The following is a 26,933-nucleotide window of genomic DNA, read 5'->3' as shown; positions in this document are numbered from 1 at the left end:
CCGGTCTTTACGCAGCGCTATAGTATGCCTACACCATAAATCCTATAGGATATTATGCGGGCTTACCGCAAGCAGGGGAGGCGTTTGATGGGCAGCACCGTTCGCTCGACGATTCGAATCCAGCTCGTTTTCATGCTGTTCGTGATCAGCGCGATCGCGTTTCTCGACCGGACCAACATTTCGGTCGCGGGCGTCCAGATGCGCGCGGAATATGGCATCGACAAGATCCGGCTGGGCTATGTCTTCAGCGCGTTCCTGATCGGCTACGCCGCATTCCAGGTGCCCGCCGGATGGCTTGCCGCCCGGCTCGGCCCGCGCAAGCTGCTGACGTTCGCGTTGCTGTGGTGGGGCGTGTTCAGCATCCTGACCGCGCTCGTCCCGCCGCAGGGGCAGCATGCGATCCTGTTCCTCGCGCTCGTCCGCTTCGGGCTCGGGATTGGCGAAGCGGCGGTCTATCCCGCGGGCAACCAGTTCGTGTCGCGCTGGATTCCGGCGCAGGAGCGCGGCAAGGCGAACGGCCTGATCTTCGCCGGAGTCGGCGCCGGATCGGGGCTGACCCCGCCGCTGATCACCGCAATCATCGCCGGGTCGGGCTGGCGCGCCTCCTTCTATGTCTGCGCCGCGATCGGCATCGTCGCGGCACTGATCTGGTACACGATCGCGCGCGACCGGCCGCAGGATCACGCCTCGGTCAACGCCGCCGAGCTCGCGCACATCGAGGCGGGGCTTACGCGACCGCCCGAGGACACCGTCGCGATCCCTTGGCGAGCGATCCTGTCGAGCCGCAACATGTGGGGGCTGTTCCTCAGCTATTTCGCGTTCGGCTATGTCATCTGGATCTTCTTCTCGTGGTTTTTCATCTACCTGGCGGAAGCGCGCGGGCTCGACCTCAAGTCGAGCGCGCTGCTCGGGATGGCGCCGTTCCTCGCGATGACCGCGGGGTGCCTGATCGGCGGCGTGCTCAACGACATGATCTCGCGGCGGTTCGGGCTGTACTGGGGGCGGTCGGGTCTCGCGATGGTGTCGTTCGTGCTGACCGGCGTGTTCCTGCTGATCGGATCGCGCGTCGACAACGTCCCGCTCGCGGTGATGACGCTCGCGCTCGGGGGCGGGGCGATCTACCTCTCGCAGAGCGCCTTCTGGTCGGTCACCGCGGATATCGCGGGGCGGCACACCGGGGTCGTCTCGGGGGTGATGAACGTTGGCTGCCAGGTCGGCGGTGCGATCACCTCGACGCTGACGCCGTGGATCGCGGCGGAATATGGCTGGGTCGCGGCGTTCGGCATGGGCGCGACGATCGTGCTCGTCGGCACGATCGCCTGGGCCTTCGTCGACCCGCGCCGCCTGATCGAGCCCGCGCCCGAGCCGATGCTCAGCGCGGTGTCCGCACCAGCCTTACCGTGATCGGCGACTGACCGGGCGCGTCGAGGAAAGTCGTGCCGATCACGCTGCGCCGAAGCCGCACCGCAGTCCCCGCGGCGGGCGGCGCGGCGCGGTCGGTCGCAGTGTCGAACGTCCGCCCGTCGTCGAGCGTCAGCCGGTACAGGCCATAGCGCTGCCGCGTGACGGTCGCGATCCGGCCGGTCGGTGCATCGCGGATGATGTCTGCGCTCGACGTGCTGGCGGGAAGCGCGGCGACAGGAACCGGTGCGGGTGGGATCGCCACGAGCGGCGCTGCGTTGGGTACGGCGGCGGGCGCGGTCGCCAACGGCGCTGCCGGACGCGCACTCGGTTCTGCGCGTTCCTGTGCATCGTAACAGGCGAGCCGCGCAGCCGAGTCGGCAATCGTCCGGCATGCCTGCGCCGGTGGCGCAGAACTTTGCGCGGTGGTCGCAAGGAAACCCAACAGGACGGACACGATCATACCGACTTCCCCGGAATAAGGCTTAAGGTCGCAACGACGACGGGTGTTGCCGGTTGCTTTGTAGAGCAGAATAGCATCATATCATATATGATAAGCGACCGATCACTTCGGCGCGACGGGGAGATTGAGCCATGAAGATCCATCCGATGCAAGCCGCGTGTCCGCTGCTGTTCGCCGCGCTGCTTCCGGCGACGGCGGCTGCGATGCAGGCCGCGCCGCCCCCCGCATCCGCACCCGCGCCGTCCGAAGCCACCCCGCGCGCGCGCTTCACCCCGCCGCCGCCGATGCGCGTCTGGGCGCCCAAGAAGACGCCCTACTCCGCCTATGTCGCACCCAACAAACCGTGGTGGAAACTCGCCGACGTGCTCGCGCTCCACAAGAACGAGAAGCGCTGGTCGCAGCCGATCATCCGCAACAAGGACATCGTCGCCGACTGGCACCAGATCGCCGCGGGCGAGAGGACGCAGGCGGTCGCCTATTCCGACAATCGTACCGCGATCATCGTGTGGAGCGGCACCGCGACGGTCAGCATCGACGGGCAGGCGCCGTTCACCGCGCGCAAGGGGTTCGAGCTCGACATTCCGTTCCGCGTCCCCTTCACGCTCGCGGCGACCGGCAGCGAACCGTTGCTGTATTTCGAGATCCATGCCGCCAGCGACATGCCGCTCTACCCGGTCGAAACGACCACGACCAAACCCAAGGCAGTCGATGGCTTCGTCTATGAGCAGCGCCTCGCGACGGGTGGCCCCGGCGGGTATGACGCGGCGAACAAGCCGTACCTCGATTATTACACCGACGTAGTCGGCGGCGGCGCCCGTCCGGGCGCGTTCATCGCAGCGCAGCATCTGTTCGTGAACAACATCCGCGGCCGCGCGACGGTGACGCCGCCCGCGTCCAACCTCGGCCATTATCATGTCGGCTACGACGAATTCTGGTTCGTGATGGAAGGCAATGTCGATCTGCAGGTCGAAGGCATCCCCGTCTTCACCGCCTCCGCCGGCGACGTGATCAGCGCGGCACAGGGCCGCTGGCACCGCGCGAGCTTCGGCGGTCCCGTCGGCCAGATGGGAACGCGCGTCGCGGTCAACCCCTATGCGTCGGGAATGCACGGCTACACCGTCGAATCTGGCGGGCGGCAGTAGCGGCTATTCGGCGAGCGGCTGGCTTCCCGCGATGGTGAAGCCCGGCGCGACCGGCGGCGGAACGGTCTGGTCAAACAAAAGCGCCGCCCCGGACTGGGATATCCGGGGCGGCGCACGGTAGCGCGAAGATTAGAACTTCACGCGCAATCCGAGCTGCGTCAGCCGTCCGAGCGGGTTGGAAACGAAGCCGTTATAGCCCGCCGCCCCGCCGAGGATGCCGCCCGTGTTGCCGTTGTAGAAAGGCGGGTTGGTGTCGAACAGGTTCTGCACGTCGACGAACACCTGCCATCCGCGCGCGAAGCTTTCGCCGCCGAACTCATATTGGACGTGGAGGTCGAACGTATTCCCGTCCTTGACCGGATCGCCGCCGCCATTCGGGTTGCCAGCCGCATCGACCGTGATCGGCAGGACTGAGGTGGAGCTGAAGTTGCGATACCCCCCGATGTGGTTCCAGAACAGGTCGGTCGAGAACCCGCTCAACGTCCAGCCCAATTGCGCGCGGTTCTTGAACTGCACCGACGGGAAAGTCGTGTTGTAGCCCGAGGTGTTGAGAATGCTGAACTCGCTGCCGCCCCCGAAGTTCTGCTTGAACTTGGTGAAATAGGTTAGGGCGGTTCCGATCGTGAACTGCCCCAGCCCGGACTTCGGCGTGTGGTAGCTGAACTGCGCATCGATCCCCTCGACCGTCAGGTTGAGCGCGTTGCGCGAACTCTGGTCGATCAGATAATAGACCGCAGGCGGCACTGCGCCCGAGATCGTCGCCCCGTTGGCGATATTGGCGAAGGTGTCGATCTGCGCCTGGGTGCAGCTCGCCGGGCACAGCGTCAGCAGGTTGCGCAAGCCCGCCGAATTGACGATCGCGGTCGGGCTCGGCGAGGATACGCCGCCGATGAACGTGTTGTGGAAATAGGTCCCCGCCGCAACAAATCCGGGCAAGAATTGCGGCGCGAAATCGACCCCGACCGACCAGCTCCGGCCGCGCTGCGGCACTTCGTTGGTGAACCCGCCTCCGAGCTGACGCCGCAGCCCCGAATTGCCTTGTCCGATCTGGCAAACGGCAACAGCAGTTGTGCAGGCGTTGCTGGTATTCGCCGCGACCGCACCGGGGATGTTGACCACCGCCGGATAGCTTGCGGTCGGCACGCTGATCACGCCGTTGGTCCCGATGCTGCCAGAGGCGTACAGATAGCCTTGGCTGGGATCGCCGATCACACCGATCGGCGGGGCGACGAATGCCTTCGACCAATTGCCACGGATCTTGAGGCCTTTGACGATTTCCCAATTCGCCGCAAATTTAGGATTGGTCGTGTCGCCGACGTCGCTGAAGCTATCGTACCGCACCGCCGCGCTCAGATCGACTTTGTAGAGCAGCGGGATTTCCATCTCCGGCGAAATCACCGGGATGTAGACTTCGGTATAGACCGACTTGATCTTCCGTCCGTAGTTGTAGACGCGGAAGTTGGACCCGGTAGTGGTCGGGCCGGTGTTGTTCGATCCCGAAATCTTCTGCGTTTGCTCCTGCCACAGATATTCGCCGCCGAGCGCAACCTTGAGCTGGCCGGCGGGCAGATCAAACAATCCCCCTTGTACGCCGAGCCGGATCTGGTTGAACGTATTGTAGTTCGTATTCTCGCTGTTCGCGCGGTAGAGGTTGCGCAACACGGTCGCAGACGTGCGGTTCGAACCGACCGGGTTCCATACGTCGAGCGCGTTGGCCGTCGTCAGCGGCAGGTTGAGCGCGATGACGTTCTGCCCGGCGATATTCGTCGCGGTCGTGCTGCCCGACGACTGCGCCGTGCCATTGAGCGCAAGCAACGCGCAGGCGCCGCAGAAGCCGTTGACCGTATTGAGCGCCGAGCGGTTCCACCCGAACGCATCGCTCAGCGTCACCGTCCAGTTGTCGGTGATTTTATAGTCGAACACCGCGGTCGAATAGATCACGTCGCTCTGCGACTCGCTCTCGCCGTATTGACCGTCGGGCGTGACCGCGAGGTAGTTGATGACCTCGCGCGTGGCATTGGGCGATCCGGCCGGTGCGCGGAAGAACGGGTTGACCTGTCCGGGAATCGTGGTTCCGCCCGGGCCAAACGCCGTGGCAGCGGTGATCCCGCCGGGGCCGAACGGTGAATGCGTCTTCTGCCGGTTGTAGTTGAGCATGTACTGCACACTCAGCTTGTCCGAAAAGTCGTTGACGACTTTAACGAGGACGTTGCCTCGCCCCTGGCCAGGGACCAGAACACCATAGACCGAGTTGTTGCAGGGCGAATTCGCCTGCGTGTTCGCGACGGTGGATGTGCCGTCGGGCGAAAGGTAGACACCGGAAGGCACCGCACCCGAGGAAACACTTGTGACCTGGATCGTCGCCGGGTTGCACTGGAAGCTGTTCGTGTTGGTCCCGCCGATCGGGCGATAGTCACCGAGACTGGTGAAAGGCCGGTCCCGATTGTACAGCGTGTTCTGCTCTACGATCGACCCCGCGACATAGACGCCGCCGGACGTCCAGGTCTTGCCCCAGATGAAATTGCCCGTGGCGTTGTGATAGTCTTTGGCGAAGCCGTACTGAACGTTGGACTCGAACCCGTCGAACGTTCGCCGCGTGATGAAGTTGACCACGCCTGCAACCGCGTCCGACCCGTACACAGACGATGCGCCGTCGGCGAGAACCTCGACTCGCTGGATCGCGCTGACCGGGATGATGTTGGGATCGGTCTGACTAAACTGTGTCCCGCCGCCCGGGAGTCGCAAGCCATCGACGATGACGAGCGTCGTGTTCGACGACGAGCCGGCGAGACTGTGGATCTGCGGAGAATAATAAGAGAACCCGTTCTCGCCTTGGGCAAGCGAACCCGCGGTGCTGATCGACGGAACGGTGTTGACCAGTTGCGACAGGTTGACCGGAGCGGTCTTCTCGATCGTCTGGGCACCCACCGAAACGAGATTGGACCCGATCGGCGCAACGCCGCGAATGGCCGTCCCGGTCACGATGATATCGGGATCGCCGGCAACCGGCGTGGGTACCGCAGGGCGGTCCTCTTCGGCCTGGTCAGCGGGTTCGGCGCTCCCCGGGGAGGCGGTGGGTACTGGCGGAACGGACTGCGCAAAGGCAGTTTCCGTAAGCAACAGCGCAATAGACAAAGCGGTACCTGACGCAGCAATGCTGCGCAAACGCGATCTAGCCATCCTACTCCCCTTTTTTTATTACTCTTATCGTATCGTATAGGATTTTTAAGTGCAATTATTTTTTTGGCATTCTGCGATTTTGTTTTATGAATGTTAATGTTCGTGAAATGGTCAATCGGCGCCACGATATTACGCCGACCCATCTAAGTGGCGATCTGACCGAACCCTCGATACGCCTGACGCAATAGGTGAAGCTGTGCGCAGCGGCGGCGTAGCGGACGGAAAGTCCGCCCAAGCGCGCACGCAACCGGCCGGTCTCGATCGATACAGAAGCGGCCGCGCGCTACGCCTGCTTGGTGCCTGCCAGCATCTGTGCGGTTATGATGATCAATCGAACGAGCGTTTCAGGCTCCCGGAAAACCGGGGCCTGGTCGTCAAGCGCGCAGCAAGATCCGACGTGACTCGCCTTCGGGATCGTCGACCATTCGGCAATGGTTGTCGAACACCATCGTCTGGCAACGGACCGGGTCGCTGGGGCTCCAGGTCAGCCCCGGCTGGCTGGGGTTGCCCGTTCGCGCGAAGGTCGCCCACGCCCCGGCCATGGTGCGCGCCAGTCGCTGCGCCTCGGGGGTATTGCCCGTGCCCTGTTCACACCGCGCGGTATTGTCGAAGCAAAAGGCGAGGTCGGCAGTATGCCACGCGCCCGCCACCCCATCGAGCTGCGGCGACTGCCACTGGAACAGATATTGATAGACCGGTGCGCCGCCCTGCGCGTGTTTGAGCCGCACCATATCCTGCACCCGATTGCGATAGGCGATGCTTTGCACGCCGTAGGACAATGTGCGAACCGCCTTTTCCGGGTGCGCCTTCCGCATCGAGGCGATCAGCGCATCGGCCTTGCCTGCGCCGAGCTGCCCGGTCAGGTCCTTGCGCCACTCGACCTCGCTCGGGTTCGATCCCCAGCGCATCCCCTCTTCACTGGTATTGCCGATCAGCATCGGCACGGTGCGCGACACCTCGGGCGCGACATCGGCGAACGATCGGACGTCGATCACCTTGCCGTCGAGCGTCGGCCCGCCGCCCACGCGCGGCGTTGCCGGCGGCCCGCCCAGGCCACGCACCATCGGCCCGTTGATTTCACCGGCCACGGTGCCGCTTGCGGCAGAAAGGTCGGCCCACGCCATTTTCTGGAGCGCCGCGATGTCGTTTCGCGCGATGCCGAGATGCTTGACCAGCCGCCGTGAATATTCGCGGGACTGCTCCGCCGTCGGCAACGCGCCGCCGCCCCCCGATTGCGCCGCGGCCCGGTGGATCAGCCCCTTGCCGGATTGCATGCCGAGCAGCGTGGTGACCTTCGACCCGCCGCCCGACTGGCCATAGATCATCACTGTGTCGGGGTCCCCGCCGAATGCGGCGATGTTTTCCTGCACCCAGCGCAACGCCGCGATGCAATCGGTCATGCTGACATTGACCGATTCTTCATAGGCCGACCCACCCACCTCGGTAAGGTCGAGGAACCCCAGCACGTTGAGCCGATGGTTGATCGACACCTGCACCACGTCGTGATGCCGTGCCATCTGCGCACCGTCGTGCGAGGCCAACTCATACGACGATCCGAAGGCGAAGCCGCCGCCATGGAAATACACCATCACCGGGCGATGGCCGCTGAGCGACGGCGTCCAGACGTTCAGCTTGAGCATGTCCTCGCCCTGGAAACCGTCGTCCCATTGCTGCAGGAACGTATGCTCGACCGCGCGGAAATTATGCGGCGTCTGCGGGCTGTTCGCGCCATAGGCGAGCGCGTTGTACGGCTCGGTCCACGGCTGCGGCGGCTTGGCGGGCAACCAGCGGTTTTCGCCGCCGGTGTCCTGCCCGTACGGAATGCCCTTGAAGGTGAAAACGTCGCCAGCGACATAGCCGCGCACGGGGCCATATCGCGTTTTGGCCATCGCGCTGCGCGGCGTCGTGCCGTCCCGCCCGGGTTTGCGCGACGCGGTGCCGATGCTTTGCGCCTGCGCCGCAGGCAGGGCCAGGCCGGCGCCTGCCGCCATCGAGGCAATCAATGCACGCCTACGGTCGATGAGCGGTCCGGCCATATCCTGTTCCCCTATCGCCGCCTCGTTTCGGGCGTGTATCGAGCGAAGCGTAAAAGCCGCTATCCACCGCGTCAATAGTCATACAAGATGCGCGAAAGATGGGGGAGAATATCGTATGCGTGTCGTGCCTCTTTTGCTTGCGCTTGCAGCCGTAACGATCGGTTCGATCGTCCATAGCCAGGAAGCAGAACACGGCAGCGGCCCCTATCCCGCGATCTTCGAAGCGCGAGCCGATCTTCCGAACCACGTCGTCTATCGCCCCAGCGATCTTGCACCGGCGCGTTCGGACAAGCTGCCTATCTATGTGTTCGGCAATGGCGGATGCAGCGCCGACGGCACCAGTTCGCGCAACCACCTGCTCGAGATCGCGTCGCACGGATATCTGGTCATCGCCTCGGGTACGATCCCGCGCGCCGCCCCACCGGCGGCCCCTGCCCCGCCGAAGCCCGGTGCGAAGCTGACGACCGCGACCGAAACGCGCCTGCTCACCGACGCGATCGACTGGGCGCAGCGCGAGAACCGCCGCGCCGGCAGCCCGTTCGAGGGCCGGATCGCGACCGACAGGATCGCCGTGTCGGGCTGGAGTTGCGGCGGCCTGCAGGCGCTGAACGCCGCGCAGGACCCGCGCGTTACGACGTCGGTCATCATGAACAGCGGCTTTTTCGCCGCGGGGACGAACCCTTTGAGCGGGGTGGTATCCGACAAGGCGCTGCTCAAGACGCTGCACGGCTCGGTCCTCTATATCCTGGGTGGCCCGACCGACATTGCCTATCCCAACGGCACCGACGACTACCGGCGACTGGAGACCATTCCCGCGGCAATGGTGAACATCCCGGTCGGTCATGGCGGCACCTATATGCAACCGCATGGCGGCGTCGGTGCCGAAGTCGTGACGGCATGGCTCGATTGGAAGCTGAAAGGGACAAAGGCCGCCGAAGCGCGGTTTACTGGCCCCGCATGCGGCCTCTGCACCGATCCGCGGCTGACGCTGGAACGCAAACACTTCTGAGATAGGCCGATGTTCGCCTACGCCGGCACGGGCCGATTTGCGGACATTCCTAGACCCGTATGGCCACCATCTCGGTGCGCGAACGGACGTGTATGCGTGATCGGCCCCTATTTCAGGACGCGCGCCGGGTTGCCCGCGACGGTCGCGCCAGCGGGAACATCCCGCGTCACGACACTGCCTGCGCCGATGATCGCATTATCATCAACGGTGATGCCAGGCAGGATCAGTGCCGCACCGCCGATCCAGACGTTCCGGCCGATGACGACCGGCCGACCGAACTCGAGCATCTGGCCACGCTGATCCGGATCGCGCGGATGATCGGCGGTGAGGATCTGCACCCCCGGACCGATCTGCGTGCCTGCACCGATCCGCACTGCCACTACGTCGAGCACCGTGCACCCGAAATTCAGGAACACGCCCTCCCCCAGATGAAGGTTATAGCCATAGTCGCAGTGGAACGGCGGTCGGATCGTCGCACCCAGACCCGCGTGACCAAGCCCTTCTGTCAACAACGCATGGCGGTCAGCCGGCGTCGCTGTCGATGACCGGTTGTAGCGGTCGAGCCATTCAGCAGCACGCGCCGCGTCCGCAACGAGTTCCGGGTCGTCGGCGACGTAAAGCTCACCCGCCAACATCCGTTCCTTTTGCGTCATCGCGATCAACTCAGGTCGTGGAGGTCTTTGCCCAACGGCGCGGTGATGCTCAGGTCGGAAAAGCGCACCTCCAGTCCGGCCCGTTCGGGCGTGCACGCCATCGGTCCGACCTGATAGGCGGAGGCGATCGGAAAGGGCGCTAGTCTAACCAGCGGCCAGGTCTTGCCGTCCGCCGAAACCTGCAACCGCAGGACACCCTTGGCAACCGTCGCACGCATCCAGAAATCCTGTGCGTCATGCTCGTAGGGGCCGGTTGCCCAGTCGGACTTTCCATCGGTCAGCACGCTGCTCAACATCGCGCGCCCGTCGGACAATTCGATCCCCGCCTTGACCCAGCGTCGCTCGTCGACCCGAACCATGATGCCAGCCTGATCATAGAGCTTTTGATACTGCCCGCGAATGCGCAGTTGGGCGGTGAAGGCGGCAGGCGCGGCGAAACCGAGAAAATGACCGCTGTCCCGCGTGAAGCCGTAATGCGTCTCGCGCCAGAAATCGCTGCCCTTGTCGGTAACGAGGGTCAGGTCGCCACTGGCTGCGACCTTCCACGACTTGGGTGCATTCAGCCAATGGCCATCACGGCGTCCGAGCGCCAAGGTTGCCGAGTCCTGCGCCGCCGCGCCGCCAGCATTGCCCGCGACCGCAAGTGCAGCAGCACCCCCGATTACCGCTCGCCTGCTCACTCGATCCTCGGTCATAGCCGCTCCCTTCCAATCACCCTCGATGTTATGTACATATGTACACATGTCGAAAACGGGGTAAAGAGGCGATGAACCAGCAGACCCGGCCCAACGATCCGGCACGCCGGCAGCGCATCATCGATGCGACGCTTGCGGTCATCGCCGATCTCGGGACCGCGGCGACGACCCATCGCCGCATCGCGGAGGCGGCGCAGGTGCCGCTCGGTTCGGTCACTTATTATTTCGCGACGTTGGAGGATCTGCTCACCGCGGCCTTCCTGCAACTCGCTGAGGAATCCTCAGCGGCCTTCCGCGCGCGCATCGCGGCTGCGACGGACCGCGCCACGGCGTGTACGGCCGTCATCGACATCATCGCGAACCAGATTTGGGCGGAACCGCGCACGCTGCTGTTGAGCTACGAATTATACGCCTTTGCAGCCCGGCACCCACCGGTCGGCGCGGTCATGCAACGTTGGATGGACAGCAGCCGTGCCGCTCTGGGCCGCTTCTTCGACCCGCTCACCGCACGCGCGCTCGATGCGCTGATCGAGGGGATCGGCATCCACAATTCGATCGACCCTGCGCCTCTCGATCGCGAAGCGATCACGATCATCGTCGAGCGGATTGCCGGATGATACCTTTGAAAACGAGGGCGCTAACGCAGGGTCTTAGCGGACACCCAAGAGCGTTGGGCCCTTTCGCTGATTGCAAATGCAAGATACGGACGTCGCTTACCAGCCCGTAAGAAAACGCCCGATGCTTGAAAGTCCTCTCGAAGCGCGCCTGTCGAAGCACCTGGCGCTGACCTTTTCGGAGCGTGACGCGCTGCGCTGGCTCGAACGTCGCGAACGCTCCTTTCGCTCCGGGCGACGTCGTCGTCCACGAAGGCGAGAGCTGCGACAGTCTGTATATCGTGGCAAGCGGCTGGCTGCACGGATCGGTCAAGCTCAAGGACGGCGGGCGACAGATCCTTCGGTTCTACTTCGTCGGCGACATAACCGCGACCTTCTCGATCGCCTGGGGATATAGCGCCGCGACGCTCCGCGCGGTCAGCGACACCACGCTCTACGAAATGCCCAAGGCCGCATTCGGGCGGCTGTTCCGGGATCATCCGCGGCTCGGGGCATTGCTGTTCGCGGTGGCGGCATCGGAGCAAGTCGCGATGGCGGACCGGCTGACGTCGGTCGGGCGAACCGACGGATTCACGCGCATCGCCACGCTGCTGCTCGACATCCGTTCGCGGTTGCGCATCGTCGATGGCCATGCGGGATCGACGTTCGAACTCCCGTTGACCCAGCAGGATCTCGGCGACGCGGTGGGGCTGACCAAGACGCATGTCAGCCGCTCGCTCAAGGCGCTCGAGGAAACCGGGCTGGTCGAACGCAACGCGCGCGTCATTCGCATCAACGATGTCGACCGGCTCGCCGAACTCGTCGACTTCCATGATCGCCACGGCGAAGTCGCGACCGACTGGTTGCCCCCGGTCGGTGCGCGCGGTGACATGGATCACTCCGAAACCCGCGTGCAGGAACATATGTAACGGCCGAAACGCTTTTTCGCGTCGCGCGCCCGATTCTACGAAGTCCATCCCTACCAGCTGGTTAACGATCCCGTTGGCCCATAGCGGGCCGCAGTAGGGATTGAGACATGGCAGAACGGCTTGGCGTGGCGATCGTAGGCGTGGGTGGCGCGGTCGCCACCACCGCGATCGCGGGTATCGAAATGATCAAGGCAGGGTCGAACAGCCTCAACGGGCTTCCCCTCGCCGACCGCGACGTGGCCGGCATGGTCGCCTACCGCGATCTGGAATTCGGCGGATGGGATCTGACCGAGGACTCGCTCGGCGCGTGCGCCCTGCGGCACGGCGTGATCGGCGACAAGGAACTGGCTGACGGCGCCGCCGCGCTCAACACCATGCGCCCGTGGAAGGCGGCGGGCAGCACCGGCTATTGCGCCAATATCGACGGTACCAACAAGCTCGAGAGCGGTCACCGCGCCGCCATCCAGCAGATCCAGTCCGATTTGCGGCGCTTCTGCGCGGAAAAGGGGCTCGACCGGGTCGTCGTCGTCAATCTCGCCTCGACCGAGCGCGTCCCGCATGCGGACGACGCCGCGCTGCAATCGCGCGAGGCGTTCGAGCGCGGGCTCGACGAGGATGACGCCGCGATCAGTCCGGCGATGCTCTACGCTTATGCTGCGATCGACTCGGGCACGCCCTACGCTAATTTCACGCCGTCGGTCGCCGCCGACATCGCGCCGCTCGCGGAGTTCGCGGAGGAGCGCAACGTTCCTGTCGCAGGCAAGGACGGCAAGACCGGCCAGACCTTCATGAAGACGGTGATCGCGCCCGCGCTACGCGACCGGGCGCTCCACGTCGACGGCTGGTTCTCGACCAACATCCTCGGCAATTCGGACGGCTTGGCGCTCGACGATCCCAAGTCGCTGGCGTCGAAGCTCGGCACCAAGGGGAGCGTGCTCAACGACATCCTCGGCTATCCGGTCGAGGATCACATCATCATGATCCATTATTATCGCCCGCGCGGCGATGACAAGGAAGCGTGGGACAACATCGATCTGACCGGCTTCATGGGCCAGAAGATGCAGCTGAAGCTCAACTTCCTGTGCAAGGACTCGATCCTCGCCGCGCCGCTCGCGATCGAAATCGCGCGGTGCCTCGACCTCGCGCAACAGCGCGGCGAAGGCGGCGTGCAGGACCAGATGGGGCTGTTCTTCAAGCTGCCGCAGACGAGCGGCGGCCGCAAGCCGGTCCATGCGGTCCCCGAGCAGCAGGCGATCCTCGATCACTGGCTCGACGGCAAGACCGCGTGAGCCAAACGCCCTTGTCCGGCGCGGCGGAGGCCCTCGTGCCCTCCGCCGGGCTGACCCCCGCCGCGCTGCCGTTCCTGCGCGAGCTGGGCGACCTCAAGCGCGTCTTCTCGGCGCAGGCGCCTGGCTCGATCGCGGAGCGGCTGTTCGGGCTCGGCTGGGCGGCGCTGCTGCGCGGCGATCCCCCCGCCGCGGTAATGGCGCAAGTCGTGAGCGCGGCGTTGGTATCGGCGCGGCTGGGGGATCTCGATCTGGCGACGCTGGCCGCGCTCGGGCTTGGCGACGATACGGTGACCGTGCTCGAACGCGCGTTCGACGAAGTGACCGGCAACCTCGATCCAGCGCTCGCGCAGCGGCTGCGCGCGGCGCTCGCGCAAGGGCGACCCGCCCCGGGCACGGTACCAAGCTTCGTCGGCAAGCTCGCGCGCCAACCGCGGGCGGGCGTCACTTGCCCGGGGCAACCCCGCATTCTGTTGCAGCCGGCGGAGAACCACGCCGAACACTGCCTGATGGTCGCGGTGTACGGCGTGCTCGCCAGCCCGTGGCACGGCGCGGACCCGGTCGCGGTGTTCCTCGCGGGCATGGCGCACCACTTCCACAATGCCGACATGCCCGACAGCGGCTATTCGGGCGAGATGCTGCTCGGCGACCGGCTCGACACCGCGATCGCGACCGCGCGTCAAGCGTGCCTCGATGAACTCACGGCGACCGCGCCTGACCTGGCGACGGTGGTGACGGCGGCGCTCATACCGATCGGGGGAGACGTTACGCCAGAGGCACGCGCGTTCCACGTCGCCGACGTGCTCGACCGCGTCCTCGAGATCGAGCAGCATCTGCGCGCCGCACGACTGACCATGGAAATCGTGCTCGACGAATACGGGCTGGTCCATGACGGCCCGGTCAAGGCGTTCCACGACCGCATTCTCGCCGACGCCGGGCTCGCCTGATGCCCGCATTGGTGTTTCCCGATATGCCGCTGGTGTCGCCCGTTACGGGGCGCGCGCTTGCGCATGACACGCCGCATTCGCTCGCCGCACCGGGCGAGCGTTGGCCGGTGGTCGACGGCATCCCTTATCTCCGGGTCGACAGCGAAGGGCTGGCGGCGGTCGCGCTCGATCATCTAGATGCGGGCTGCCCCGATGACGCGCTGGTTGCGTTGCTGACCGATCAGGATGCGTGGTGGACCGGCCCCGCGACCGACCTGACCGAACTCAAACGGCTCGTCCGCGAACGCGACACGCTGTCGCTGCGCGAGGCGATGGCGCTGCTGCGGCTCGGCCCGGTGGCGGACTATTTCGCCTATCGCTGGAGCGACCCGACCTATCTCGCCGGGCTGGCTTTGCTTGAAACGCACGGCTCCGCCCCGGGGAGCGCATTCGAACTGGCGTGCGGGATTGGCCATTACCTGCGCGAGCTGACGCGTCGCGGGACAGAGTGCCTCGGCGCGGACGTGGTGTTCGCCAAGTGCTGGCTGGCCAAGAACTGGGTCGCGCCCGATGCTCGGTACGTCGTGTTCGATGCCGCCGCGCCGTGGCCGATCGCGGACGCGCGGTTCGATCTGGTGATGTGTCACGACGCCTTTTACTTCCTCCCCGATCAGCCACGAGTCGCCGCACGCCTGCGCGCCGCGCGGACGGGGGGCGGAATGCTCGCGATCAGCCATCTCCACAATGCCGGCCACGCGGCGGGGGCGATGGGCCCCGCGCTGTCCGCTGCAGGGTGGGCGGCGCTGTTTCCGGATGCGCGTGTCTATGACGAACGCGTGCTACTCGACGCACTGATGACCTGCGCAACGCCGACTCCGAGCGGCTGGACGGAGGATCCATCGGTCGAGGCATGGTCGCTGGTGGAGGGAGCCGGTGCCCCCCGCCCCGTCGTGAAGGGCCTTGCCCTGCCCCCGGCGGAGGCGACGCTGCGCCGCAACCCGCTGATCGATGCGGATGGCGCGGTGCACTGGCCGTCCCCGCGCTATCACGCCGAATATGGCGGAGGATGCTACTGGGCGATGGCCACGGACGCGCGTCCGTTCGCGGCGAACGACGTCCGCCTGCGCCGCCTGGTCGATTTGCCGGAGCGTTGGTGATGCGGTGGGGCATTGTCGGCTACGGCTGGGTCGCGCGCGACTATATGGCGCCGGGGATCGCCGCGGCGGGCGGGGTCGTGACCGCAATCGCCGACCCCTCGCCCGCATCGCGCACCCGCGCCGCGGCGGCAGGGATCGCCGCGTTCGAGACGACCGAGGCGATGCTCGCATCGGGCCTGTGCGACCTCATCTATATCGCGACCCCCAACGATGCGCATCTCGCCCCCGTCCGCGCCTGTGCGGCGGCGGGGATTCCGATGCTGTGCGAGAAACCGATCGCCGCGTCACTCGAACAGGGCGAGGCGATGGCGGCGGCGGTCGCAGACGGCCCGCTCTACGGCACTGCATTCGACCAGCGCCATCACCCCGCGCATCGCCGGATCGCGGAGGCGGTCGCGGACGATGCGATCGGTCGCCCGGTGGCGATCCGTATCCTCTACGCCTGCTGGGTCGATCCCGACTGGACCCCCGACGGCGGCGCGCACGACAATTGGCGCGCCGATCCGGTCCGTGCGGGTGGCGGCGCGGTGATCGATCTCGCGCTCCACGGTCTCGATCTCGCCGAGCGACTGCTGGGCGAACCGCTGGTCGACCTGGCGATCGCGCTGCAACGCCGGATTCACGCCTATGCGGTCGACGACGGCGGGATGCTGAGCGCCCGCTCGGCGTCGGGCGTGCTGTTCCAAAGCCACGTCGCCTATAATTGCGCGGAGAACCTGCCGCGCCGTCGGCTCGAGGTGCTGGGCGAGCGCGGGTTGCTGATCGCGACCGACACCATGGGCCAGACCGCAGGCGGCACGCTGGTGCAGCAATGCGGCAGCACCGGCGCGCAGACGCCGCTCGCCTTCGACACCGCGACATCGCCCTTCGCCGCGCAGGCCGCTGCGTTCATGGCGGCGGCACGCGGCGGACCGCATGATTTTTCGATGCCCCGCGATCTGGCGCTGATGCGGCTGTTCGACCGGGCCTATCAGGAAGCACGTTCATGCCTTTGAGCTGGTTCGCCTGCGCCAATTGCGGGTTCTGGCAGCGCCATTTCGCGCCGCCCGATTGCCCCGTCTGCACCGATGTCCGCAACGACCTGCCCGAGGACGGCTGGCGCTTCCTCCCCGAGGCCGACGTCGCTGCGACGCATGACGGTGCCGCGCGCGAAGTTGCACCCGGCTTGTGGGCGTTCACCACCACGCCTGCGCTTGGGCTCGCCGGGACCGGCTGGTTGATCGTGCGCGACGGCGGCAACATCGCGTTCGAGGCAGCACCCTATTATTCGGACGCGATGCTCGAGCAGATCGAAGCGCTCGGCGGGATCGCGTTTCTCGCGGCGAGCCATGCGCACGGATACGGCGCGCTGTTCCAGCTTCAGCGCCGGTTCGACCCCGACGTGGTCGCGATCCAGCGCGACGATCTGCAGCTCACCAAGGCGTTCCGCGTCACCATGCCGTTCGACGACACGCTCGAACTCGCGCCGGGCTACACGCTGCATCATGTCGGCGGGCATTATGAGGGGCAGGCCGCGCTCCACGATGCGCCGGGACGTCGATTGTTCTGCGGCGACATGTTCAAGATCGATCAGGACCCCGCCGGCCGCTCGCACGCGATTTCGAGCCACAAGGCGTTTCACAAGGATATCCCGCTGACTCACGCCGAACTCCGCCGCTACCGCGACGCCATCGCCCCGCTCGATTTCGACGCGGTGCTGACCCCGTTCGAATATGCCCCCGAGGTCAATCGCGCGGTGACGCTCGCCGCGCTCGACGACGGGCTGGCGCGCGCCCCCGGCGTGCGGAGGCTCGCGCTGTGAGGACCGGGCTCCCCGCCGATCTCGGCCCTGCCGCGCATGCGTATCTAGACGCGTTTCCCAAGGGCGATGTCGTCGCCTTCCCGATCCACCCGCTCGACCGGCTCGGGCTGCCCGTGTGGGTCGTCGCGCTGTTCCCGGAGGATCCCGCGCTTGCGCGGGATCATGCCGTACGGCGTCGGCTATGGCGCGACCGACGAGGCGGCGGTGCTCGGCGGGCTTGGCGAGATCGCCGAGATGGTGTGGCCGACGCTGACGCTCGGCGCGCGCGCCAAGACGCGCGGGAGCTATGCCGAGCTGGTCCGCAGCCTCGGTGCGCGCGCTGTCGCCGATCCGCTGACCCTGTGCCTCCCCGCGGGGTCGCCGGTCGATCATGCGACGGTGCTCGAATGGGTGGAGGCCAGGCGTTGGGCGGATGGCTCCAGCGTGCTCGTGCCGATCGACCTCGCGGCCTATTCGTCGAAGGAACTCACCCCCGGCTACCAGCCGTTCACCACGATCATTTCGAACGGGATGGGCGCCGGCCCCGACCTCGACTGGGCGATCGGGCACGGGCTGTGCGAGATCCTCCAGCGCGACGGCAACGGGCTGCTGTTCCGCGCGCTCGACCGCGGGGTGATGCTCGATCTCGACATCAGCCTCGCGCCGTCGACGCGTGCGATCCTCGACCGGTTCGACGCGGCGGGGATCCGCGCGATGCCGAAGTTCGCGACCGACCAGTTCGGGATGCCCAACCTCTATTGCGTCGGGGTCGACCAACAAACGCCCCCCGCCGCGCCGATCATGGTGACCGCCTGCGGCGAGGCGTGTCATTCGGACCGCACCGCCGCGCTCGACAAATGCCTGACCGAATTCGCTGCCAGCCGCGCGCGCAAGGCCTTCGCGCATGGCCCCGCCGATCTCGTCGCGCAGGTCGCGCCCGCGGGCTATGTCGCGCGGTTCATGGCGCAGGCCGGGGGTGCCGCGAAATCGAGCGACAGTCGCGCGTTCGACGCGATGCGCGACTGGACCGGGCGCGATGCGGCTACCTTGCGGGGGTGGCTCGCCGAGTCGGTCCTGTCCGAACGCGGATCGCACCGCTTCGACGCCTTGCCCACGCTCCCCGCACCTGACGGCCATGCGCGCGCCGCCACCGCCCGCGCCGCGGTCGAGGCGGCGGGGTTCGACGTGCTCTATGTCGACATGTCGCCCGCCGACCGCGCGATCTCGGTCGTTAAGGTCATCGTCCCCGGCATGGAAGTCGAGACCATGAGCTATTACCGGATCGGCGCGCGCAACACCGAGAAGCTGCTCGCGCTCGAATCGCCGCTGATCCGGTTCGGGGCGGACGAAAGCCAGACGCTGCGCCGCATTCGCCTGACTCCGGCGGATGCCGAACGGCTTGGCCACCCCCTGTTCGACACCGCCGCCGCCGACGCGCTCGTCGGCCCACTCTACCCGCTTTACCGCGAGCCCGAGGCGCATCACGTCGCCTTTGCGCGCGAACGGGGGACCGCATGACCCTGCGCTACGCCTACAACACCAACGGCGCGGCGAACCACCGGCTCGACGATGCCCTGCGGCTGATCGCGGATTCAGGCTATGCCGGGGTCGCGCTCACGCTCGATCATCATCACCTCGATCCGTTCGCGCCGCGCTGGGAGCAGGAAGCGGACCGCGTCGCCGCGCTGCTCGCCACGGTGTCGCTCGGCAGCGTGATCGAGACCGGCGCGCGCTATCTGCTCGATCCGCGCCAGAAGCACGAACCGACGCTGATCACCCCCGACGCGGACGGGCGCGCGCGGCGCGTTGCGTTCCTGTGCCGCGCGCTCGACGTGGCGGCGCGGCTCGGCAGCGAGACCGTGTCGTTCTGGGCGGGCGTTCCAAAGACGGGCGTCGATTCCGCCGAGGCAAGATCGTGGCTCGACGCGGGGCTGGAACAGGTGCTCGACCATGCCGAGCGTGTCGGCGTCGACGCGAGTTTCGAGCCGGAACCGGGGATGCTGATCGAAACGGTCGGCGATTACGACACACTCGTCGAACGCCATCCGCGGCTCAGGCTCGCGCTCGACACCGGCCATTGCCTCGTCACGCAGGACATCGACCCAGCGGATGCGATCCGGCGCTATGCCGACCGGATCGGCACAGTCGCGGTCGAGGACATGCGGCGCGGCGACCATACGCATCTGCCTTTCGGTGAGGGCGACATGGACATGCCCGCGGTGCTCGCAGCGCTTGAGGCGATCCGCTTCACCCGGCTGGTCTGCGTCGAACTGTCGCGCGAAAGCCCACGGGCACACGCCGCGATCCCCGAATCGATCGCCTATCTCCGGAGCATCGCGGCATGAGAGTGTGCTTTGTCTCGCGCCGGTTCTTCCCGGCGATCTCCGGCATGTCGATCTACGCGATCAACCTTCTGCGCCAACTCGTCGCGGGCGGAGACGACGTGACGATGGTGAGCCAATATTACGGCGATCCGGCGCGTGCGGCTGTTTACGGCGGCGGCCCGCCGCCCGCGGTGCCGGGGGTGCACGTGATCGGGCTCGAAGCGCTGGGCGAACAGGATAACGGCGATTTCGAGCGCGACATCGACGCCCTGGTCGACGCCATCGCACGCGAACATGCGCGCGCGCCGTTCGACGTGCTCCACGCGCAATATGGCTATCCGACCGGCTGGGCGACGATGATCGCTGCCCGCCGCCTCGGCCTGCCCTGCGTCGTGTCGATTCAGGGCGGCGATGGCCACTGGGTCGGCTCATGCTGCGAGACGCACCGGCTCGCGATGGTGCGCGTGCTGGATCATGCAGGGGCGCTGCTGATCGGCGGCAAGAGTTTCGCGGGCGAAGTCCACGACCGGCTCGGCACCGCGCTCGACCGGTTCACGATCGTTCCGGGGGCCGTCGATACCGCCCATTTCACCCCGGCACGCGAGGACGCGCCCGAAGGGCCGGTCCGCCTGCTCTACCACGGCCGCGTCGACCGCCGCAAAGGCGTGCTCGACTTCCTCCAGGCGCTACCGGAGGTCCGCGGCGACTGGCGCGCGACCATCTCCGGCATCGGCCCCGACGTCGAGCCTGCACAGGCGCTTGCCACCGACCTTGGGCTCGGCGATCGCGTGACGTTCAGCGGCTATGCGGACTATGACGCAGTCCCCGAACTCTACCGCGCGCACGATGTCTTCGTGTCGCCGACCTATGCCGAGGGGTTTTCGAACACCATCCTTGAGGCGATGGCGTGCGGTCTCGCGGTCGTCTCGTGCCATGCCGTGGGTGTGGTCGACTGCATCCGTGATGACGAGAATGGCATTCTGACCGATCCTGGCGATGTACCGGCGCTGACGGCCTCGCTGACCAGGGTCGTTACCGATCCGGGCCAGCGCACGCGTCTGGCGACGGCCGCGCTGGAAGAATGCCGCCGGGTGTACAGCTGGGACGCGGTCGGGCGGCAGATCCGAGGAATTTACCACGACCTGCGTCATCGTCCGCAAACCGCGTTCGACACGGCGCTGCCGATGACGCCTTGCCGCTTCCGCAGCGAGCCGCATCTGCTGTGACCGACCGATGAAGCTGCTCGCGCTATCGCCCCATCTGGACGATGCCGCCTTTTCCGCTGGCGGGCTGCTTGCGTCGTGTGTCGATCAGGGGTGGGCCGTCACGGTGGCAACTTGCTTCACCGGCAACGTCGCGCACCCGACCGGGTTCGCGCTCGCGTGCCAGCTCGACAAGGGGCTGGGTCCCGACGTCGACTATATGGCGCTGCGCCGTGGCGAGGATCAGGCCGCGTGCGAAGCTCTTGGCGCACGCGCGATCCATTTGCCGTTCCTGGAGGCACCGCACCGCGGTTATACTTCGGCAAAGATGCTGTTCGCCGAACGTCTCCCCGAAGACCGGATCGTCGACGATGTCGCGGCGGCGTTGGCCCGGCTCCTCGCGACCGAACGGCCCACGCTCGTCCTCGGGCCGTTATGCCTTGGCAACCATGTCGACCATCACGTCGTTCTGGAGGCGATACGGCGATCCTGTGCCGGTCATACCGTATTGCTGTGGGAAGACTGGCCTTATGCCGACCGCGAAGACCGCGTTGCCGCCATGCCGGCGGTGATCGAACAGCTTACGCGCGAAACGCGCGCGCGGCGGATCGCCGCCTGCGCGGCGTATGGGTCGCAACTCGGCTTTCAGTTCGGCGGGGTCACGGCGATGACCGAGCGGACCGAAAAAATCACCGAGGAACGTTTTTACCCGCTCGACGCGTTCTGATCCGGCAACCGCCGCCACACCGCGTCCCCTTTTTCCAGGCAGAGCTATCATCATGACCGAAGTTTCCGTCGTCACCCTGGCAAAGGGGCGTCCAGACCATCTCGTCAACGTCGTCCGCGGGTTGATCCGCCAGACGCTGATGCCGCGCGAACTGATCGTCGCGGTCATGCAGGACGATCTGTACGATTTGCCCGAAGCGCCGTTTCCGATCCGGCAGGTACAGGTCGTCGCGGATGCCCTGCCGCTCGCTTCGGCGCGCAATACCGCCGCCCGCGTAGCGACCGGCGACCTGATCGTGTTTCTCGACATGGATTGCATCCCGACACCGACGCTGCTCGCCGACTATGCCGGGTTCCTCGAGCATTTCGACGGGTTGCTAATGGGCGAGGTCCTGTACCTGCCGGGCGGCGCAACCGACGGCGATTGGCAGTATGACCGGTTCGCCGAGATTGCGGTGAAGCATTCGGACCGCCGCGGCCCTCCGCCGGAGGGCATCGAGATCTGCACCGACTATCGCTGTTTCTGGTCGCTCAACTTCGCGATGCGGCGGACGACGTTCCTCGGCCTCGGCGGCTTCGACGAGCGCTATGTCGGCTATGGCGGCGAGGATACCGATTTCGGCAAGGTCCTCGACGAAGCCGGTGTCGCGATCGCGTGGATCAAGGGCGGTCTCGCCTATCATCAATATCATCCCCACCACATGCCGCCGGTGCACCATCTCGACAGCGTGATCCGCAATGCCGAGCTGTTCGAAACCAAATGGGGCTATCGGACGATGGGCCACTGGCTCCAGGCATTCCGCCTGATGGGCCTGATCGACCTGACCCCAGGTCGGTCGATCCGGATCCTGCGCCGCCCCGACGCCGCCGATTTCGCGCTGACCGGGCAGCAAAGTCACCAGCCCTATGCCAATACGGCGACCGTCATCCGCCTGCTCGAAGACCGGCTGGCAGCGACCGAGCGCGCCGTTGCGGCCGAATGACCGCCCGATGAGAATCGCTGTCCTCTGCCATGTCCGCCAGCCCATCGCCCAGCCTTTTGCCGGCGGGATGGAATCGCAATGCTGGCATCTGGCGGCAGGGCTCCAGGCGCGCGGGCACGACGTCGTGCTGTTCGCGTCGGGGGACAGCGATCCTCGCTTCACGATCGATGCCGTGATCCCGACACATTACGACCGGACCTTCCCCGGTGCCGAGCATCGCGGCTTCGCACCGCTGATCGCGCATCTCGACGATAGCTATGCCGCCGCCTGCGACCGGATCGCCGCGGGTGGCTTCGACGTGCTGCACAACAACAGCCTGCATCGCTTTCCGCTCGAGCCGGCGCGGACCGCGCGCGTGCCGACCGTCACGTCGCTGCACGTCCCGCCTTATGACGCGCTCCGCTGGTTCGTGCACGCCAGCATCGCACCGACTCACCGCCTCACCGCGACCTCGGCCCACCATCTTGCCGCCTGGTGGCCGGACGGCCCACCACGCGAGGCCTCGGTGCTGCACAATGGCATCGACCTCCAGGCCTGGCCGTTCGTCCCCGAGGGCGATGGCAGCGCGGTCTGGTTCGGCAGGATGACGCCGGACAAGGCCCCCCATCTGGCAGTGCAGGCGGCGCGGATCGCGGGCGTCCCGCTCACGCTGTTCGGACCGATCGAGGATCGGGACTATTGGGACGCCGACGTCGTGCCGTTGCTGGGCGGCAGCATCCGATATGGCGGGCATCTGGACGCGGCGGCAGTGGCGTTCGAGATCGGCCGTGCGTCGGCGTTCGTGTTCACCCCGTGCTGGGACGAACCGTTTGGCCTGGTCGCGATCGAGGCGATGGCCTGCGGCCTGCCGGTCGCGGCGTTCGACCGCGGCGCCTTGCGGGAAGTCATCGGCGAGACGGGGTGCTTCGCGCCGCCCGGCGACGTTTCCGCCCTCGCTCGTGCCATCACGACCGCGATCCAACGCCCCCGCGCGCCGCAACGCGATCGCGTCGCGAAAGCCTTTACCCGTGATCGGTGGCTCGATCGCTGCGAGGACCTTTACCGGGACGTGGTCGGCCGCGACCAGGGGCCGTCGGCATGACGGCGAGGGATCATCTGGCAGACCGGCACGCGCTGCTCGCAGCGGCCTATCGAACACATGTCACGCATGGTTCACGCTACGCGCTGGTCGATTTTCCGGACCATGCGAATGTCGGCGACAGCGCGATCTGGCTTGGCGAACTCGCACTGTTGCGACAGATCACGGGGCGCGATCCGTGCTACGTTTCGACCTGGCATGATTTCGACCTTGCTGCCTTCCAGGACGCTTGCACCGACGGGATCCTGTTCCTGCATGGTGGCGGAAACCTCGGCGACATCTGGCCGCATCACCAGCGGTTCCGCGAAGACATCCTGACACGGGTTCGCGATCGGACGGTCGTGCAGCTACCGCAGTCGATCCACTTCCGCGTGCCGGCGCAGGTTGCCCGGTTCGCCGCGCTCGTCGCCGACCACCCGGATTTTGTCCTGTACGTCCGCGACACCCGCAGCCTGGACTTCGCGCGCGAGCATCTGGCCTGCCCGACGCACCTCGCGCCGGACTCGGCCTATGCGCTCGGCCCGCAAGCGCGCGCCGCACCGCAGGGTGACGTGCTGATGCTGATGCGCACCGACGACGAACGCCAGGGCTATGCGATCCCGCCGAGCGACCCAGCCGTGGTCGTCGATTGGCTCGACGACGATGCCGATCTTCCGGTCGGAGTCGATGCCAAAGCGCGCGAGGCTCAAGCGCTCGCACGCGTCGACCGCGGGCTGCGGTTGCTCGCACGGGGCCGGATCATCGTGACGGACCGGCTGCACGGTCACATCCTCGCGGACTTGCTCGGTATTCCTCACGTCGTGCTGGACAACGACTACGGCAAGATTGCCGCGTACATGGATGCCTGGCCCGTCCGCGATGTAACCGTCGCACCGGCCATGACGATCGAACAGGCCCTGGTTCTTGCCGAACGACTTGTCGACGCGAAATGACGGCCGCCATCGACGTCAGTCTGCTCATCTTCACGCGCAATCGAGCGGCTTCGCTCGCGGCGACCCTCAAGTCCGTGGAGCGGGCGGCGAAGTATGCCGGCGGCACGTCCGTCGAGGTCATATTGGTCGACAATGGCTCGGTCGACGACACCCCGGAGCGATTGGCGGAATGGCAAGGCCGGCAGGCTTTTCCGGTCCGTCTCGTCGACGAACCGCACGCAGGGCTCGCCCGCGCGCGCAACGCCGGGCTCGCGTTCTGCAACGGGCGGATCGTGGCAATGACCGATGACGATTGTGTCCTGCACGAAGCGTATTTCACCGCCGTCTGCGCAGCGTTTGACCGGGTCAGCGGACCGGCGATTATCGGTGGCCGTATCCTGCTGGGGAACCCGGCCGATCTCCCCGTCACGATCAAGCTCGAGGACCACCCGATGATCGCGCCTCCGGGTGGATTCCCGGGCGGTTTCGTCATGGGCGCGAACCTGGCGTTCAGCGCCGATATCCTGCGGTCGACGGGATGCTTCGATGAACGCTTCGGTGCCGGTGCGCCGTTCGTTTCCGCAGAGGACACGGATCTCCTGTTTCGCGCAGCAGGTCTCGGTGTCGCCATTCGCTATGACCCGCTGATGGTGGTCGATCATCATCACGGGCGCCGCGATACGAGCGATGAAACCCGGTTGCTCGCGGGCTACAGCTTCGGGGACGGCGCCCTGTACGCCAAATATCTCTTCCGCGACCAGCGCGCGCGTCGTGCGATCATCGCGGATATTCTTGCGGTCCGCTTCGACTGGACACAGCCTGTGCGGACGCATGCGGGGATCCGTCGGTTCTACTGGTTTCGGCTGAGCCATAAGGTGCGGGGATTCGCCTACTTCTGGCGGATCGCGCTCACGGCGCGCCGGCAGCGACTTCGGTCACGCGATGGCGATCCGGCGGGTCTGTCGGCGGTTCGTCCTGCTGTGTCGGCAACGCGGCCGCATCGCTGGCGGCACGATCGCGCTGGACGCGAGCCACTGTCGCGTAGTGACCGCGCACGACCATAACCTCACGCCGGGCATGATCCGGCATCGCACGGAGCAGGTCTATGCCCCGCTCCAGCGCGACCGCGGCGTGTTCGACACCGCGGATCGGCAGGAGGCCGAGGCCCCTGCTCGCAAACTCGCCTGACCGCTTCCGGCGCCCGCGTGACGAGCGCGTGTCAGATGTGGGGGAACGGGGAAGACGGCGCAATTGTCCGGATTTCGGTCATCGCCGCTCCCGGCGCCCGGCGTCTCGGCCTCTGGTTACGATCGTCAAGGCGGATTGACGCCTGTCGCATAAGGCGTTGAAGCCTTTCGCCCGGCTTTCTACCAGGACCGTGTTGGTTCCTTGTCTCGCCTCCCGTCCGCCAACCGCGCACGGAAGCATGCATGAACTCGAATATTCAGGATTCTGAGCCGCAATGAATTATCGCCATTCCTTCCACGCTGGCAACAGTGCCGATGTCGTGAAGCACAGCCTACTGATTGCCCTCGTGCGGGCCTTGCAGCAAAAACCGGGCGCGTTGACCCTGATCGACACCCATGCCGGCTGCGGAGTGTATGATCTGGAGGGCGAGGAGGCCGGGCGCACCGGCGAATCCACCCAGGGCGTGCTGCGGGCCCTGGCCGACCCAAACCCCTTGCTGAGCGACTACCACGCCGCCGTAAAGGCAGTGAATGGCGAGGCCGAGACACGCTTCTACCCCGGTTCGCCGCGAATTCTGGCGCAGCTTCTGCGCCCGCAGGATTTCCTGATCCTGAACGAAAAACACCCTGAGGACGCCTATACCCTGCGCGGTGCGATGCGCGATACATCCGCTGCCGTGCACGAGCGCGACGCCTACGAGCTTTGGCTGGCGTTGCTGCCGCCCCGCACCGCGCGCGGCGTGGTGGTGGTCGATCCGCCGTACGAGCAGCTTGATGAACGCGCCCGTATCACCGCCACCCTGGCCGCCGCGCACCGCAAGTGGGCGCATGGCGTGACGGTAATCTGGTATCCGCTGAAAGACCGCGCCACGCATTGGCAGTGGACGGAACAGTTGCGCAAACTCGGCATCCCGAAAATGCTGCGGGTGGAGCATTGGTTGTACGATGACGATCAGCCCGGCATCTATAATGGCGCGGGCCTCTATATCGTCAATCCGCCCTACGCCTTCACGCAAGCGCTGCCGCCGCTGCTGGAAACCTTGCGCGCCGTGCTCGCGCCAGAGGGGCATAAGGGCGAGATCACGACCGATTGGCTGCGCGAATGAAGGAACCCCCTCCTCGCTGCGGCGCGGTCGCCGGTTTCCGTCGGTAAGGTCCTGCCTGACGGCCTTCACAAACTGCCTTTTCCCCGGAAATCAAAGACACGAAACCACTGGTCCGCGCCGTAATCTCTGCTAGCGCGCTCGCGTTGATCATGGTTTGGCAGGCATC

At 66.2% G+C, this 26,933-nt stretch carries 25 protein-coding genes; 20 read left to right on the top strand and 5 right to left on the bottom strand.

The window, feature by feature from the left end; genetic code table 11:
- Positions 1 to 87: 87 nt before the first annotated feature.
- The gene (locus ABIC16_RS05525) at positions 88 to 1,404 is read left to right on the top strand and encodes an MFS transporter (RefSeq protein ID WP_354290349.1); all 1,317 of its coding nucleotides are present in this window, start codon (positions 88 to 90) and stop codon (positions 1,402 to 1,404) included.
- On the opposite strand, the gene ABIC16_RS05520 is transcribed toward ABIC16_RS05525, so the two are convergent.
- Positions 1,373 to 1,864 carry a hypothetical protein gene (locus tag ABIC16_RS05520; protein ID WP_354290348.1) on the bottom strand — a complete coding sequence of 164 codons (492 nt, stop codon included), beginning with the start codon at positions 1,862 to 1,864 and terminating at the stop codon, positions 1,373 to 1,375. The genes ABIC16_RS05525 and ABIC16_RS05520 overlap by 32 nt on opposite strands.
- A 131-nt stretch (positions 1,865 to 1,995) precedes the next feature.
- On the opposite strand from ABIC16_RS05520, the gene ABIC16_RS05515 reads away from it, so the two are divergent.
- Positions 1,996 to 3,006, top strand: a complete 1,011-nt coding sequence (locus ABIC16_RS05515; RefSeq protein ID WP_354290347.1) for a cupin domain-containing protein — start codon at positions 1,996 to 1,998, stop codon at positions 3,004 to 3,006.
- A gap of 129 nt (positions 3,007 to 3,135) precedes the next feature.
- Here ABIC16_RS05515 and ABIC16_RS05510 read toward each other — a convergent pair whose 3' ends face one another.
- Both ABIC16_RS05510 and ABIC16_RS05505 read right to left on the bottom strand, forming a co-directional pair.
- The gene (locus ABIC16_RS05510) at positions 3,136 to 5,988 is read right to left on the bottom strand and encodes a TonB-dependent receptor domain-containing protein (protein ID WP_354290346.1); all 2,853 of its coding nucleotides are present in this window, start codon (positions 5,986 to 5,988) and stop codon (positions 3,136 to 3,138) included.
- A 572-nt stretch (positions 5,989 to 6,560) separates the two neighbouring features.
- The gene (locus ABIC16_RS05505; protein ID WP_354290345.1) at positions 6,561 to 8,222 is read right to left on the bottom strand and encodes a carboxylesterase/lipase family protein; all 1,662 of its coding nucleotides are present in this window, start codon (positions 8,220 to 8,222) and stop codon (positions 6,561 to 6,563) included.
- 115 nt (positions 8,223 to 8,337) lie between these two features.
- Here ABIC16_RS05505 and ABIC16_RS05500 point away from each other — a divergent pair, with 115 nt between their 5' ends.
- Positions 8,338 to 9,231 (top strand): alpha/beta hydrolase, encoded by an 894-nt coding sequence (locus ABIC16_RS05500; RefSeq protein WP_354290344.1) that lies wholly within the window; start codon positions 8,338 to 8,340, stop codon positions 9,229 to 9,231.
- A gap of 107 nt (positions 9,232 to 9,338) precedes the next feature.
- Here the strand turns inward: ABIC16_RS05500 and ABIC16_RS05495 are convergent, their stop codons facing one another.
- Positions 9,339 to 9,866 carry a sugar O-acetyltransferase gene (locus tag ABIC16_RS05495; protein WP_354290343.1) on the bottom strand — a complete coding sequence of 176 codons (528 nt, stop codon included), beginning with the start codon at positions 9,864 to 9,866 and terminating at the stop codon, positions 9,339 to 9,341.
- A 23-nt stretch (positions 9,867 to 9,889) separates the two neighbouring features.
- Positions 9,890 to 10,579, bottom strand: a complete 690-nt coding sequence (locus tag ABIC16_RS05490; protein WP_354290342.1) for a DUF1349 domain-containing protein — start codon at positions 10,577 to 10,579, stop codon at positions 9,890 to 9,892.
- 71 nt (positions 10,580 to 10,650) lie between these two features.
- Between ABIC16_RS05490 and ABIC16_RS05485 the strand changes: the two genes are divergently transcribed.
- The 17 genes from ABIC16_RS05485 to ABIC16_RS05405 all read left to right on the top strand — a co-directional run bounded on the left by ABIC16_RS05485 (position 10,651) and on the right by ABIC16_RS05405 (position 26,767).
- Entirely contained in the window at positions 10,651 to 11,196 is a 546-nt protein-coding gene (locus tag ABIC16_RS05485) for a TetR/AcrR family transcriptional regulator (protein ID WP_354290341.1), read from the top strand.
- A 182-nt stretch (positions 11,197 to 11,378) separates the two neighbouring features.
- Complete coding sequence (locus ABIC16_RS05480; RefSeq protein WP_354290340.1) at positions 11,379 to 12,101, top strand: Crp/Fnr family transcriptional regulator; 723 nt, start codon at positions 11,379 to 11,381, stop codon at positions 12,099 to 12,101.
- Positions 12,102 to 12,208: 107 nt separating this feature from the next.
- A complete protein-coding gene (locus ABIC16_RS05475) occupies positions 12,209 to 13,390 on the top strand; it encodes an inositol-3-phosphate synthase (protein WP_354290339.1) in 1,182 nt (393 codons plus the stop codon).
- Complete coding sequence (locus ABIC16_RS05470) at positions 13,387 to 14,334, top strand: HD domain-containing protein (RefSeq protein ID WP_354290338.1); 948 nt, start codon at positions 13,387 to 13,389, stop codon at positions 14,332 to 14,334. Before ABIC16_RS05475 ends, ABIC16_RS05470 begins: the two co-directional genes overlap by 4 nt.
- Positions 14,334 to 15,470, top strand: coding sequence for a class I SAM-dependent methyltransferase (locus tag ABIC16_RS05465; RefSeq protein ID WP_354290337.1), 1,137 nt, complete (start codon positions 14,334 to 14,336; stop codon positions 15,468 to 15,470). Before ABIC16_RS05470 ends, ABIC16_RS05465 begins: the two co-directional genes overlap by 1 nt.
- Positions 15,470 to 16,465, top strand: a complete 996-nt coding sequence (locus ABIC16_RS05460) for a Gfo/Idh/MocA family protein (RefSeq protein WP_354290336.1) — start codon at positions 15,470 to 15,472, stop codon at positions 16,463 to 16,465. The genes ABIC16_RS05465 and ABIC16_RS05460 overlap by 1 nt, the downstream gene beginning before the upstream one ends.
- Complete coding sequence (locus ABIC16_RS05455) at positions 16,456 to 17,271, top strand: MBL fold metallo-hydrolase (protein ID WP_354290335.1); 816 nt, start codon at positions 16,456 to 16,458, stop codon at positions 17,269 to 17,271. The genes ABIC16_RS05460 and ABIC16_RS05455 overlap by 10 nt, the downstream gene beginning before the upstream one ends.
- A gap of 162 nt (positions 17,272 to 17,433) precedes the next feature.
- Complete coding sequence (locus tag ABIC16_RS05450) at positions 17,434 to 18,768, top strand: YcaO-like family protein (protein WP_354290334.1); 1,335 nt, start codon at positions 17,434 to 17,436, stop codon at positions 18,766 to 18,768.
- Entirely contained in the window at positions 18,765 to 19,595 is an 831-nt protein-coding gene (locus tag ABIC16_RS05445) for a sugar phosphate isomerase/epimerase family protein (protein WP_354290333.1), read from the top strand. Before ABIC16_RS05450 ends, ABIC16_RS05445 begins: the two co-directional genes overlap by 4 nt.
- Positions 19,592 to 20,800 (top strand): glycosyltransferase family 4 protein, encoded by a 1,209-nt coding sequence (locus ABIC16_RS05440; protein ID WP_354290332.1) that lies wholly within the window; start codon positions 19,592 to 19,594, stop codon positions 20,798 to 20,800. The genes ABIC16_RS05445 and ABIC16_RS05440 overlap by 4 nt, the downstream gene beginning before the upstream one ends.
- Positions 20,801 to 20,807: 7 nt before the next feature.
- Positions 20,808 to 21,503 carry a PIG-L deacetylase family protein gene (locus ABIC16_RS05435; RefSeq protein ID WP_354290331.1) on the top strand — a complete coding sequence of 232 codons (696 nt, stop codon included), beginning with the start codon at positions 20,808 to 20,810 and terminating at the stop codon, positions 21,501 to 21,503.
- Between the two features lie 52 nt (positions 21,504 to 21,555).
- Positions 21,556 to 22,485: a galactosyltransferase-related protein gene (locus ABIC16_RS05430; RefSeq protein WP_354290330.1), complete on the top strand. Its 930-nt coding sequence runs from the start codon at positions 21,556 to 21,558 to the stop codon at positions 22,483 to 22,485.
- A gap of 7 nt (positions 22,486 to 22,492) precedes the next feature.
- Positions 22,493 to 23,566: a glycosyltransferase gene (locus tag ABIC16_RS05425; protein WP_354290329.1), complete on the top strand. Its 1,074-nt coding sequence runs from the start codon at positions 22,493 to 22,495 to the stop codon at positions 23,564 to 23,566.
- Entirely contained in the window at positions 23,563 to 24,495 is a 933-nt protein-coding gene (locus tag ABIC16_RS05420; RefSeq protein ID WP_354290328.1) for a polysaccharide pyruvyl transferase family protein, read from the top strand. The genes ABIC16_RS05425 and ABIC16_RS05420 overlap by 4 nt, the downstream gene beginning before the upstream one ends.
- Positions 24,492 to 25,538, top strand: a complete 1,047-nt coding sequence (locus ABIC16_RS05415) for a glycosyltransferase family 2 protein (RefSeq protein WP_354290327.1) — start codon at positions 24,492 to 24,494, stop codon at positions 25,536 to 25,538. Before ABIC16_RS05420 ends, ABIC16_RS05415 begins: the two co-directional genes overlap by 4 nt.
- Complete coding sequence (locus ABIC16_RS05410; RefSeq protein ID WP_354290326.1) at positions 25,519 to 25,662, top strand: hypothetical protein; 144 nt, start codon at positions 25,519 to 25,521, stop codon at positions 25,660 to 25,662. The genes ABIC16_RS05415 and ABIC16_RS05410 overlap by 20 nt, the downstream gene beginning before the upstream one ends.
- 274 nt (positions 25,663 to 25,936) lie before the next feature.
- Entirely contained in the window at positions 25,937 to 26,767 is an 831-nt protein-coding gene (locus ABIC16_RS05405) for a 23S rRNA (adenine(2030)-N(6))-methyltransferase RlmJ (protein ID WP_354290325.1), read from the top strand.
- Positions 26,768 to 26,933: the final 166 nt, after the last annotated feature.

Origin of the sequence: Sphingomonas sp. PvP055, assembly GCF_040546365.1 — a bacterium.
Lineage (GTDB): Bacteria > Pseudomonadota > Alphaproteobacteria > Sphingomonadales > Sphingomonadaceae > Sphingomonas > Sphingomonas echinoides_A.
The sequence above is the reverse complement of the archived record's forward strand: the minus strand, read 5'-3'. Positions and strand labels throughout refer to the sequence as shown.